The organism is Serratia sp. OS31 (genome assembly GCF_014164835.1).
GTDB classification, from domain to species: Bacteria; Pseudomonadota; Gammaproteobacteria; order Enterobacterales; family Enterobacteriaceae; genus Serratia; species Serratia liquefaciens_A.
In genome coordinates this window covers 135,650-148,485 of the sequence record NZ_JACJFQ010000002.1, presented here as the reverse complement: position 1 = coordinate 148,485, position 12,836 = coordinate 135,650, and the positions used below count along the sequence as shown (strand labels likewise).

11 protein-coding genes and 1 pseudogene are annotated in these 12,836 nt (G+C 52.4%); 8 read left to right on the top strand and 4 right to left on the bottom strand.

The features are described from left to right. Positions 1–49: 49 nt before the first annotated feature. Entirely contained in the window at positions 50–313 is a 264-nt protein-coding gene (locus H5P17_RS02995; RefSeq protein ID WP_182821161.1) for a FaeA/PapI family transcriptional regulator, read from the bottom strand. 683 nt (positions 314–996) lie between these two features. On the opposite strand from H5P17_RS02995, the gene fimA reads away from it, so the two are divergent. The 8 genes and pseudogenes from fimA (at position 997) to H5P17_RS02955 (ending at position 9,019) form a co-directional block, all read left to right on the top strand. After that, on the top strand, positions 997–1,545 hold the full coding sequence (gene fimA, locus H5P17_RS02990; protein ID WP_182821159.1) for a type 1 fimbrial major subunit FimA: 549 nt from the start codon (positions 997–999) through the stop codon (positions 1,543–1,545). Positions 1,546–1,614: 69 nt separating this feature from the next. Further along, complete coding sequence (locus tag H5P17_RS02985; RefSeq protein ID WP_182821157.1) at positions 1,615–2,154, top strand: fimbrial protein; 540 nt, start codon at positions 1,615–1,617, stop codon at positions 2,152–2,154. A 121-nt stretch (positions 2,155–2,275) separates the two neighbouring features. Further along, positions 2,276–2,947 carry a fimbria/pilus periplasmic chaperone gene (locus H5P17_RS02980; protein WP_182821370.1) on the top strand — a complete coding sequence of 224 codons (672 nt, stop codon included), beginning with the start codon at positions 2,276–2,278 and terminating at the stop codon, positions 2,945–2,947. Positions 2,948–3,066: 119 nt separating this feature from the next. Then, positions 3,067–5,658: pseudogene (locus H5P17_RS02975) on the top strand (fimbrial biogenesis usher protein). Positions 5,659–5,679: 21 nt separating this feature from the next. Further along, the gene (locus H5P17_RS02970; RefSeq protein ID WP_182821155.1) at positions 5,680–6,204 is read left to right on the top strand and encodes a fimbrial protein; all 525 of its coding nucleotides are present in this window, start codon (positions 5,680–5,682) and stop codon (positions 6,202–6,204) included. 12 nt (positions 6,205–6,216) lie between these two features. Further along, complete coding sequence (locus H5P17_RS02965) at positions 6,217–6,720, top strand: fimbrial protein (protein WP_182821154.1); 504 nt, start codon at positions 6,217–6,219, stop codon at positions 6,718–6,720. Between the two features lie 17 nt (positions 6,721–6,737). Then, complete coding sequence (locus H5P17_RS02960; protein ID WP_182821152.1) at positions 6,738–7,700, top strand: fimbrial protein; 963 nt, start codon at positions 6,738–6,740, stop codon at positions 7,698–7,700. Positions 7,701–8,008: 308 nt separating this feature from the next. Then, entirely contained in the window at positions 8,009–9,019 is a 1,011-nt protein-coding gene (locus H5P17_RS02955) for a S9 family peptidase (RefSeq protein WP_182821150.1), read from the top strand. Positions 9,020–9,022: 3 nt separating this feature from the next. Here H5P17_RS02955 and ybiO read toward each other — a convergent pair whose 3' ends face one another. The 3 genes from ybiO to glnP form a co-directional block, all read right to left on the bottom strand. Continuing rightward, positions 9,023–11,239: a mechanosensitive channel protein gene (gene ybiO / locus H5P17_RS02950; protein WP_182821149.1), complete on the bottom strand. Its 2,217-nt coding sequence runs from the start codon at positions 11,237–11,239 to the stop codon at positions 9,023–9,025. A 154-nt stretch (positions 11,240–11,393) separates the two neighbouring features. Then, on the bottom strand, positions 11,394–12,116 hold the full coding sequence (glnQ, locus tag H5P17_RS02945) for a glutamine ABC transporter ATP-binding protein GlnQ (protein ID WP_020825913.1): 723 nt from the start codon (positions 12,114–12,116) through the stop codon (positions 11,394–11,396). Then, entirely contained in the window at positions 12,113–12,772 is a 660-nt protein-coding gene (gene glnP, locus H5P17_RS02940) for a glutamine ABC transporter permease GlnP (RefSeq protein WP_012005911.1), read from the bottom strand. The genes glnQ and glnP overlap by 4 nt, the downstream gene beginning before the upstream one ends. Between the last annotated feature and the right edge of the window lie 64 nt (positions 12,773–12,836).

Sequence of the window (12,836 nt, the reverse complement as noted above, 5' to 3'; positions counted from 1 at the left end):
CTTTTTTATAACGGAGCCGGCTTTCTGTTGGCGGTTCGCTGACTGGGTATCATGATTGATCCGTTATTCGCCACCTCAATGCGTTATTCACCGACCCTGAAGTCGTCACCACTAATTGCTCTTCTGCCAGCTGCAGTAAAAAATAGCGAGCCTGGTAAATGCCCAGTTGACATTGATCGGCGATTTCTCGGGTACTCAACCATTTTTCCGGCGGCGTTTCCGGCAAGATGCACCTGACTGCGCAGAGCTCAGATAAAGAGCTTATGAGCCGTTTTTTTATTATTTTCTTCTTTTTAGTTTCACTGACTTCCATGTCTGGGTTTTCCTCTTTTCAGCAAAGAATAAACAGCTGCGCCCTGTTACTCCTCCCGTGGGAGGATCGGCGGGTAATGGTTCTGCATGGCGGTATTCTTACCGCATTCTCCCGATTTGGTATGAGGCCTATGTGTTACGGCAATGGCGCTATTATATCGAAAAAATATTATTTTCAGATATAAAATAATGCCGTGCTTTGATATTTGGTTTTTTTGTGTGAAAAGTAGGCTTTTTTAGATATAAAGATCGTGAAACATGCCTTTGTAATACGGTAGCGGATAAATCTGGCGTAATGAAATCATGATGTAAATTTTATTTTTAACTATGAAGATGTTTTGTCATACTTCTTCGCGTCAACAGTGCTATGGATGAAATTAAATTGGGTTTTTGATTTGTATTTTTGATATTTAACCTGTTTTTTTTGTGTCTTATTAATATGGGTTGAATTATCTGTCGGTGATGTGTTTTTATCTGTAAAAACTGAATCTAATACCTGTTTAATAGAATGGGTGTGTACGCTTTTTGGCAGAAAGTTATCTAGTTTTGCAAAAGTGATTAAATCCAGGTTGGTGCTGAAAATACTATTGGTTTTGTCTGCTGGCCGACGAGAATAGGGAATTATGGTAGGAAAATGTTCCCGTATGTTGCTTATATTTTTTTACCAAAAAAAGGAGTAGTAAAATGCGTAGTACTAAATATATCAAAAGCCTGATTGCTGCATCTCTGCTGACTGCAGGAATAACTCATGCAGCGACAACCACTGTTAATGGTGGTTCTGTTCACTTTAAAGGTGAAGTTGTTAACGCAGCCTGTGCCGTTGATGCCGGTTCGGTAGACCAAACCGTTCAGTTGGGGCAGGTTAAAACCGCCACTCTTAACGGAACGGGTAAAACCAGCACTTCAGTAGGTTTCAACATTCAGCTGAACGATTGCGATACCACCGTTGCTACCAAAGCGGCCATCGCATTCTCTGGTGTTGCTGTCAATACTGCGAACCTAACCGCTCTGGCTCTGGAAGGTTCTTCTGCTGGTAGCGCAACCAACGTGGGTATTCAGGTTCTGGACAGTACAGGTAAAGCGCTGGCCTTCGACGGCGTTACCTACAGCACAGCCGCCACTCTGAGCGACGGCAATAACACCCTGCCATTCCAGGCGCGTTACGTCGCTACCGGTACTGCCACCCCAGGTACTGCCAACGCGAACGCCAACTTTAAAGTTCAGTACCAGTAATACCGGCCTGCAGGGATGCTTAATCAGGCCAGGATGGCCTATTTTCGGTTATCGAAGAGGGAATAAGCGATGTTCAAAACCAGACTGGGACTCTTCCTGCTTTTCATTGCTCCCCTGTCCATCGCCGGTAATAAGTGGAATGTCACGCTTCCCGGGGGACAGATGCGCTTTCAGGGGGAGCTCATCGCCGAAGCCTGTACGGTTGAAGCGGGTGACAGACAACTGGTCGTTCGCATGGGGCAGGTCAGCAGCAATCGGTTCAAGGAGGCAGGGGACAACGCCGATCCGGTACCGTTCAGTTTGCATCTCCAGGATTGTAATACCAACGTCAGCGATCGCGTCGGCATCGTCTTTCATGGCGTAGCTGATGGTAAAAACCCTGATGTACTGTCCGTCGGTGAAGGCGAGGGGATTGCATCTGGCGTCGGCATAGCGCTGTTCGATGAGCAGGGGCAACTCATTCCGATCAATTCTGAACCTCAGTTATGGAAACCGCTGACCAAAGGAACGCGTATCTTGCAGTTTGTTGCTAAATACCGGGCAACCGGCAATACGGTCATTGGTGGTGCCGCGAATGCCCAGGCCTGGTTCTCTTTGACATACCAATAAAATACTCGCTTTAGCGTCTGGCACATTTATTTCCGACGAGATAAACGCGCGAAAAATAATAAAACGGCGGTTATCCGCCCAAGAGGTTAACGTGATTAAAAAGAAAACGACCGGAAACGTCATGGGTTCGCTGCTGGCTTTGGCAGTCTTATTTTGCACTCCGCGTGCTGAAGCAGGCGTAGCTCTTGGGGCAACGCGCGTTATTTACCCGGCAGATCAGAAACAGGTCACCCTGGGTGTTAGTAATAACAATGATAAAGACACGTTTCTTATTCAGTCTTGGGTCGAGAACAATGACGGCCAAAAAGAGGGTCGGTTCGTTATTACTCCCCCTTTGTTCCTCATGCAGGGGAAAAAAGAAAATACGCTGCGCATTATTGATGCCACCAATAACGCCTTGCCTAAAGACAGAGAGAGTCTTTTCTGGGTGAACGTCAAAGCCATTCCCTCTCTGGACAAGGCTAAACAGAAAGAAAATACCCTTCAACTGGCGATAACCAGCCGAATTAAATTGTTGTATCGCCCACAAAACCTCAGCATGGCGCCTGATCAGGCACCCGCGAAGCTGACGTTTAAACGTGATGCGAACACATTGGTACTTAATAATCCAACCCCCTATTTTCTGACCGTCACGGAATTGAATGCCGGTACACGCATTTTAACCAATGTCATGGTTCCTCCTCTGGGATCGGCGGTGGTGAAACTGCCAGGCGATGCCGGCAGTGCAATCACGTATCGCACGATTAACGATTACGGTGCGCTCACGTCAGTGATGAAAGGCACCTTGCAGTGATGACCCGTGTCATTCACCCAACAATGGATTTTAACAACGCAGGTAACGGAGCACCGGCATTGAAAATGGCATGTGGGGGCGACCATGTCTACCTGGGTTATGGAGCAGGCACGGATAACATGAATAAACACCACATCCGGGAACGGACGCTAAACAAAACAATGCTTACGCAGCTGGCATTGCTCTTGGTAGCCTCGACATTTTCCGCGCGAGCAGACAATTACTTCAATCCCCGTTTCCTGGCGGATGACCCGGCATCCGTTGCCGACCTGTCCAGTTTCGAAAAGGGGCTTGATGCACCGCCAGGTACCTATCGTGTCGACATTTACATGAACGAGGGTTACGTGACGACGCGAGATATCACCTTTGATAAAAGTGATGACGGCGCCAAGCTTGAGCCGTGCCTTACACGCTCACAGCTGGCTTCACTTGGCGTCAATACCCTGACAATTCCTGGTATCGCCGTAATGACGAGCACGATCTGCGTGCCCTTTACACGGCTTATTGCCGATGCCGCAAGTTCATTCGATGTCGGTCGCCAGCGTCTTTCGATCAGTATACCTCAGGTCTTTATGGGGAATCAGGCGAGAGGCTACATCGCTCCTGAGCTTTGGGACAATGGCATCACGGCCGGTTTGCTCAATTATAATTATACCGGCAGTGAAGTGCGCAGTCATAACGGGGAAACCCGCAACTACTCCTATCTCAATCTGCAAACGGGTCTCAACCTGGGGGCGTGGCGCCTACGGGATAACACCACCTGGAGCTACAGCAGTGGCATGGGATATAACGAAAACCGCTGGCAACATGTCAATACCTGGCTTGAGCGTGACATTGTGCCCTGGCGCAGCCGGCTGACGATGGGGGACGGCTATACGGCAGGTGACATCTTTGAAGGCATTAACTTTCGCGGCGTTCAGGTTGCCACAGACGATAATATGCTGCCCGACAGTCAACGGGGCTTTGCGCCCGTTATACATGGAATAGCGCGGGGCACAGCACGCGTTTCGGTCAAGCAGAACGGATATGAGATATATCAGGCTACGGTACCCGCCGGTGCATTCATTATCGATGACTTGTATGCGGCGGGAAACAGTGGCGATCTTCAGATTACCGTGAAAGAGGCTGATGGCTCCGTTCAGGTCTTTACCGTACCTTTCTCATCCGTACCGATGTTGCAGCGTGAAGGACAGGTGAAATACGCGGTTACTGCGGGGCAATTTCGCAGTGGCAATGAGCAGCAAGACAAGCCGAAATTTTTCCAGGGGACGGTGCTTTGGGGATTACCCGAAGGCTGGACGGCCTATGGCGGAACACGTGCCTCAAACGACTATCGTGCTTTCAACCTCGGAGTGGGGAAAAATCTGGGCTACTTCGGGGCGGTATCTACCGATATCACGCAGGCGGATGCCACCCTGCCTGACGGCAGTAAACATCAGGGATAATCTCTACGTTTTCTTTACAACAAGTCCCTCAATGAGTTAGGGACCAATTTCCAACTTGTCGGATACCGTTATTCTACCAAGGGCTTCTATTCTCTGGCTGATACCGCATGGCGGCGTATGAGTGGCTATTCCGTGATTAGTGAAGACAGGATCGTGAATATCGAGCCAAAACTGACCGACTATTACAATCTGAACTACAGCAAACGCGGCCGCCTGCAGGCGACGATGACGCAACAGGTTGGCCGGACATCAACGATATATCTGACCGGCAGTCATCAAAACTACTGGAATACCAGCCGCTCGGACGAGCAACTCCAAATCGGTTATAACAGCACCATTCAGGATATCAGCTGGAGCCTGAGTTACAGCCTGTCCAAAAATGCCTGGTCCGACGATAAAGACCAACTGCTTGCTTTCAACATCAATATTCCGTTCAGCCACTGGATGCGCTCGGATACCCAATCAGTGTTCCGAAATGCCAATGCCAGTTACAACACGTCGACAGATCTCAAGGGACGTACGACGAATACGGCCGGTCTTTACGGGACGCTTCTGGAAGACAATAACCTGAGTTATAGCGTGCAATCCGGCTATAACAGCGGCGGTAATGGCTACACCGGCGCAACGGGCAATGCCGCGCTGAACTACCGTGGTGCTTACGGTAACGCCAACGTCGGTTACAGCCACAGCGGTGATTATAAGCAGGTTTACTACGGTGTTAGTGGGGGCGTGCTTGCGCATGAAAATGGTGTCACCTTCAGCCAGCCGCTCAATGACACCATGGTGCTTATCAAGGCGCCTGGAGCGGAACACGTTTCTGTCGATAATCAGACAGGGGTGCGTACGGATTGGCGCGGTTATGCCGTTCTCCCCTATGCGATGGATTACCGCGAGAATCGGATATCGCTGAACACGAACACGCTGGCGAACAACGTCGAGCTGGAAGAGCCGGTATTAAGCGTAGTCCCTACTCGGGGGGCCGTAGTGCGTGCAGATTTCAAGGCCAAAGTCGGGCTGAAGGTTCTCATGACATTGACAAATAACGGCAAGCCTGTCCCGTTCGGCTCAGTGGCCTCTTACGGAGAGGGGCAGTCAGGCAGCATCGTGGCAGACGGTGGGCAGGTTTACCTTACCGGTCTTGCGCCAAAAGGCACCGTCAACGTGAAGTGGGGCAACGGTGATAACGAGCGTTGCACAGCGACTTACAGTTTGCCGACTGACAGTCAAAACCAGGCTTTGAGCTACGCCTCTGCCATTTGCCGGTGACAGGCAGGAGATGATGACGCAATGAGAAAATACCTTTCAATCCTGTGTTTGCTGCCGTTGGTTACGGGGTATGCCCATGCCGCGGACAGTACGATCACCATCACAGGTTATCTAAAAGACAATGCCTGCTCGGTCTCGGTTGACTCTCAGGGGTTTACTGTGGATTTGCTGAGCAATGCAGCCAAGCAATTCAACCGGGTGGGGGCCGTTACGCCCGCCATACCTTTCAAGATTGTCTTCGACAAGTGCGGCAGTTCCGCGGCGGCGGTACGAGTGGGGTACGTCGGGGCCTCTGACAGCGACAACACCACCCTGTTGAAGATTGATGGGGGAACAAATGCGGCAAGCGGTATAGGGGTGCAGATTTTGGATCGTGACAAGACTCCGATCCCGCTAAATGCGGCTCAGGACTCCCTGAAGTGGACGACGCTGACGGCGGGCCAGTCCAACACGCTGGGTTTTTATGCACGTTTGATGGCAACGCGCGCTCCCGTGACAGCGGGGACAGTGATAGCGACGGCCAATTTCACCCTGGAGTTTCAGTAAGGAAGCCTGAAGATGACCAATATCAAGAACATTATGCTGACGGGGATGTTGATCTTTACTACAACACTTACCCTGCATGCCGCTGATGTCACCATTACGGTCAACGGACGCGTGGTGGCCAAGCCCTGCACCGTATCAACGCCATCGGCGACGGTAAATTTGGGTGAATTGTTTTCGTTCAATTACGTACAGGCCGGCTCGGGCTCGGACTGGCATCCCGTCACGCTGAATTTGACCAATTGTCCGATAGGCACTTCGAGGATCACAGCAACATTCACTGGTACAACCGACAGCACGGGATATTACAAAAACCAGGGTGGAGCGACCAATCTTCAATTGGAGCTGCAGGATACCAGCGGCAATAACCTGAACAACGGTAAAACCAAGGTGGTTCAGGTTGATGACTCCACACAATCAGCGAGTATGCCGTTACAGGTTCGTGCGTTGTCAGTCAATGGCAACGCCAAACAAGGCAGCATTGAGGCCGTGATTAATGTCACGTACACCTACGCCTAAATTGAAGGAGTCACTTAATGACACTGGTTTCAAAACTAAAAACAGCGCTGAATAAAAAAGAGGTTGCTGCCCTCGTAGTTTCAGTATGCCTGATGGCATATTCATCCGGAGCTAATGCATTTACGTGTCGCGATTCTCGAGGGAATACGGTAAATAGCGGCGCTGGAAGTGGTGCGCTAGACGTCTACGCAAATCTAACGCCCAGCGTACAACCCGGACAGGTTTTGGTCGTAGATCTCTCTCAATCTATTACTTGCAGAAATGATCAACCTAACAGCAGGAACGATGTGGTCAGCTTATTGTCTGGCTCTGCTTATAGTGGTTTTTTGCAGAATTTCAGTGGCACCGTTAAGTATTATGGTAGTAGTTATCCTTTCCCTACAGTATCCGAAACAAAACAAGTCAATAATAGGTCTGGCTCTTTTGTTCCGTGGGATACGCAATTGTTCCTTTCACCCGTGTCCGCAGCTGGTGGGGTCGTTGTGACTCAGGGTAACCTTATTGCACGATTAGTCATGAGACAAATCGGCACTGATATTTCTACCGGAGGGCATCCCCATATAGCAACGTTCACATGGAATGTTTACGCAAACAATAATGTTGTCGTCCCTACTGGCGGTTGCGACGTGTCATCGCGTAACGTGACGGTTACCCTGCCTGATTACCCCGGTACGGCTGCTGTGCCGCTTACGGTACATTGTGGGCAAAACCAACGGTTGGCTTATTACCTGACCGGTACAACGGCAGATACCGCAAGCACCATATTTACCAATACCTCATCATCCAATCCTGCAACCGGCGTGGGTGTACAGCTATCTAACCGCAATGGGGTCGTTGCCACGAATAAAAATGTGTCTCTCGGAACGGTGGGAACCAGTCCGATCAGTCTGGGCCTGACGGCTTCCTATGCACGAACGACGGGTCAGGTTGTGGCAGGCAATATCCAGTCGATTATCGGGATGACGTTCGTTTACGAGTAACGCCGCTTAATCTGCGGCTGGCTAATAAACCCCAGGCGCGTTTACCTCGTCCATGACCATCATGTAATGCCCGATAAATCCGCAGGGCTTTGCATGCATGGTCATAAGTACCTGCTATTATCTGCGCATTACAATCTTGAAAATGGACCGACCCCGTCCCGCTAGACGAATTGCCTATCCCGAAAACCAGGGGGAGGCAGGCCCCACACCTTGCTGGAGTAGTTGATTTTTCAGCATATTAAAGTGGCGCAAGCCTCGGGTGGGCCGCCTGATAGGCGGTGAATGGAAAAGTCCCTCGGAGATAAGTGATGAAGAAAATAGCCGCCTGCACACTGGCGCTGCTCGCGGTGATGCTGGGCTGGATCCTCTATGCCAACGATTATCAATTTGTCGCCGAACCCATTGCGTTGAATGCGGGCGGCAATCGGCTTACCGGTTCGTTAGTCTTGCCGAAAAAAATGTCGGGTAAACCGGGCGTCATTGTCTTTATTCATGGTGATGGTCCGGCCAATTCGTCTCTGGATGAAGGTTACTACAGTCTCTGGGAAACCATGGCTGAACAAGGGTACGCCGTTTTGGCCTTCGACAAGGCGGGTGTTGGAGGATCTTCCGGCAACTGGTTGCATCAAACCCTGCGAGACAGGGCCAAGGAAGCGGTCGATATTATTGATTGGGCAAGAAACGATGGGCGATTTAATTCACGATGCATCGGGCTGTGGGGCGCCAGCCAGGCCGGTTGGGTGATGCCTGAAATCGTCGCCGAACGACCGGACGTCGCCTTCACGCTGGCGGTGGCGCCGGCGATTAACTGGCTTCGCCAGGGGCGCTACAACACCCGGGCGGAAATGGTGGCTGCGGGGAAAACGGAGTCAGAGATTAAGGCGCGTGAGGCCCAGGACCGACGCTTGCTGTTGCTGCTCAGTCAGCCTGACGGCTATGCGCAGTACCGCAAAACTTATGGCGCTTCAGTGGCCATCAGCGCCGATCGTTGGCAGTTTATTCGCGCCAATATGACCAGTGATGCCACTGATGCATTGCGTAACTTCAAAACGCCGGTGCACTTGATCGTCGGAGGACGCGATCTTAACGTGGACGTCGATGAAACCGAACGTGTCTACCGGCAGAATATCGCCGCCAATTTGTTGACGGTAACCCGTATCGGGCCTGCCGATCATAAGATGTTAAAGCCGCTGTTTGCTCGTCACCCGGGGCTGATCAATGTAGTCGGCCTGTTTGCTCCGCGATCGCTTCAAGACCCTGCTTATCTGCAGGACGTGGCGGCCTTCCTTGGCGCTCAGCCTTGTAGCAAAGGGTCTTAATCGTCATTGCGCCGCAGGCTGTTCGCCAGCGTTTTCGGCATAAGAAAGTTGAATGGCCTGCTGCGGCATGGCGATACCGGCTTGATCAAAATGTATTTTGACCAGGCGGTCGAGGGCATATTGCACCACCCACTGCTTTAACGCCTGGGTGCGCACGGTCACCCGGGTGGTGAAGGAGCGATCGCCCAGTGCCACCACGCCGTTGAACACCGGCTCACCCACCAGAAAATGCTTCACCTGCTCGTCTTGTTTCAATGCGGCGACGGCCTGATGCAGCACCTCATGAACATGATCGATATCTTCGTCACGGCTGACGCTGTAGTTGGCGCGGTAGACGCCAAATTCGCGGGCGTAGTTTGCCAACGTCGTGATCGAAGAAAAGGGGACGATATGATACACGCCGTAATCGTCCCGCAGGCCGATTGAACGGATGGTCATGCGCTCTACCGTACCGGTAATGCCGCTGACCGTTACGTACTCGCCGGTATTCATGCCGTTCTCAAACTGGATGAATACGCCGGTGATCACGTCCTTTACCAGCGTTTGCGCGCCAAAACTGATGGCCAATCCCAGCGCTCCGGCCCCGGCCAGCAGCGGCGCAATGTTAATCCCCACCTGCGACAGCACAATCATAATGGTAATGGTGCTGATAACGATGGCCAGCACGTTACGAAACAGCGTTAGCAGCGTGCGTTCGCGAGCGCTGGGGCGGATGCCGTTGCTCAACTCCAGCGCCAGTCGATGCTCGATAATGCTGGCCATCAGAGTCCAGCTGATTACCGCAACCACCAGAATCAGCAGGATATGTACCAGTCCGCCGACGATTTTTTCCCCGTTTTCGCTGCTTGCCCACTGGTAAAGGTTGATCAGATGCCAGGCGTCAAACAGCAGCAGCGTGACCGTCAGTACCACCATCACCCGCAATATTTTCAACCCATTGGGAATATAGGAATTAATACGCCGTTCCAGCATCGGATAGCGCCGGTTGACATCATCCGGCAGCGAAATCCGGCGGAAAATCCAGCGGGTCAGTTGGCCGGAGATCAAAGCCCCGACGCCGATAACCACCAGGCTTTTCACCGTTGCGGTCATCATAAAGTTCAAGCTGTTGCCAATATCAAACTGCGACAGCGCAAACAGCACCAGGAAATAAGCGATCGCCAGCAGGTGCCAGACATGGCCCAAACCGCGCAGAATGATGCTGAAGAACGCCATCGATCGTTCGGCCAGCAGGTTAATCTGGAGTTGTATCGGTTTGCGGTTACGCAGGATCAACGCCAGTGCGTATAACGTCAGTGCCAGCATGATGACCAGATTAGCTGCGGCGGCTGCGGGGTAACTGATCTGTGTCGCCACTACCGGCACCACCACCATCAGGCCGTAGCCGATCAGGCCACTTAGCCAGGCAAGGCGCGTATTCCAGTAATGAGCGACGGCATCGGAGAACGCAAAAGGACGCAGGTAATCGAAATTCGGTGCAAAAATCAGCCGCAGCACCGCCTTGAAGAATTCGATCACCGCGAAGGCGCTAAGAAACAGGGTTTGCAGCCGCAATATGGTGGCGTTATCGGCGTGGACATGGCGGGCAAACAGGTTGCCGGCAGTCAGCGCCAGCAACAACACCAGTAAATCGATAGCGAAGGCGCCGAGGATCGCCGTTGGCAATTTGTACCACGAATCATGTTGCAGTTTGGCGTTGTGCCCCCAGTTGCCGATACGTTTGTATAGCGGGCGGATTATCCGGCGGATCAGATGGAAGAGGGCGAAGGTCAGCGCAACCGTCAGCAGAAAATAGCCCAAAGCCCGAAAGAAAACGTCCGGATGGAAAGTGCGTTTGGGCCCAGAGTCGATCAGCTTTTGCCTCGAGTTTAATTTCTTGTCGAGGGTGCTAAGGCTGTCCTGAGCCAGGCTGGTCAGGTTGTCACTCAGCGAGTCGGATGGCTCAGGCGCTTCGGGTTTGGGCTGCTGCGCAGTGGAAGATTCGCCTGCGGCCTGCCTGAGGTGGCTAATCAGCCCGGCACGGGCCTTGTCGTCTTGCAGAATGTCTGCGAGCGCGGCGTAAGAGGCTTTTTGCTGCTCAGTTTGGGCACTGGCCTCGGTATTCTGTGCGGGCTGCGCCGCAGCCTGCAGGGAAAGGGTGCAGGTTATCAGCAGCAGCAACAGGGGGAACAGCTGTTCTCGCAGATGAGAACCGAATCGGGAGTATGCGGTGGCGGGCATGTATCCTCTCTTGGGGCTCTGTAAATCGGCGGATTAAATACAAATGTTAAGAAAAACAAAGAATATAGTAGGAAATGAAGAGGGGCAGGGAGTGATAACGCGTGCTAAATAGAAACGGCGGACCTGAAACAGGCCCGCCGTTGAGCAGGGTAAATCAGGATACGTGCTGCAAGAACTCCTGCAAGCGCGGGCTTGGCGGGTGATTGATCAGGTCATGCGGGTTGCCGTCTTCTGCAATCCGGCCCTTATCAATAAAGATCAGCCGCGAAGCCACTTTTTCGGCAAAGCCGACTTCGTGGGTAACGATGACCATGGTCATGCCTTCTTCCGCCAGATCCTGCATAACCTTCAGCACTTCATGACGCAGTTCCGGATCAAGTGCGGAGGTCGGTTCGTCAAACAGCATCATTTTCGGTTTGACTGCCAGAGCACGGGCGATGGCCACGCGCTGCTGTTGACCGCCGGAAAGTTCGGAGGGGTAGTGATGGGCACGTTCCGCCAGGCCGACTTTGGCCAGCAGTTCACGCGCCAGTTTTTCCGCATCCGACTTTTTCAAACCGCGAACGCGAATGGGGCCAAAGGCGACGTTTTCCAAAGCGGTCAGGTGTGGGAACAGGTAAAACTGCTGGAATACCATGCCGGCTTCCTGACGGATCAGGCGATCGTCAACTTTGGGATCGTTGGCTTTCAGACCATCGACGATCAGATCGCCGCTGGTGATCTCTTCCAGTTTGTTGATGCAGCGCAGCAGCGTGGATTTGCCGGAGCCGGACGGCCCGATAATCACCACCACTTCACCTTGATTAATTTTCAGGTCGATATTGTGCAGCACCTGGGTTTGCCCAAAGTGCTTGGAGACGTTTTTAAATTCAATCACAGGATTTTCATCCTTCTTTCCAGACGACGCAGCACGAAGCTCAGCACCAGGGTAATAATCAGATAAATAACCGCCACGGCGCTCCAGATTTCCAGCGCGCGGAAGTTGCCGGCAATAATTTCCTGGCCCTGACGGGTCAGTTCCGCCACCCCGATCACGATAAACAGCGAGGTGTCTTTAATGCTGATGATCCACTGGTTACCCAGCGGCGGCAGCATACGGCGCAGCGCCAGCGGCATGATGACATAACGGATGGTCTCGCGGCGCGACAGACCCAACGCCAGGCCTGCTTCACGGAAGCCGCTGTGGATCGACAACACGGCACCGCGGGTGATTTCCGCAATGTAGGCGCCGGAGTTGATCATAATGGTGACCACCGCCGCGCTAAAGGGATCGATGCGCAAATCGCTGAAAGCCATCGGCAGGGCGAAGTAGATAAACATCACCTGCACCACAATAGGCGTGCCGCGGATAACTTCGATGAATACCAGGGCGACATGGTTGGCAATCCAACCGCCGTAGGTACGGGCAAAACCGGCAACGAGGCCGATGATCAGGCCGCCAATCAGACCGAGGACCGAAATCCATAGGGTCATTTTGGCGCCTTCTAACAGGATAGGGATGGCGGGCCAGATGGCGCTCCAGTCGAACTGCATGGTGTTTTCTCCCGGTGATCCCAAACGTGGGAATCAGATACAACAAAGCGCAGGGGCTAAGGCA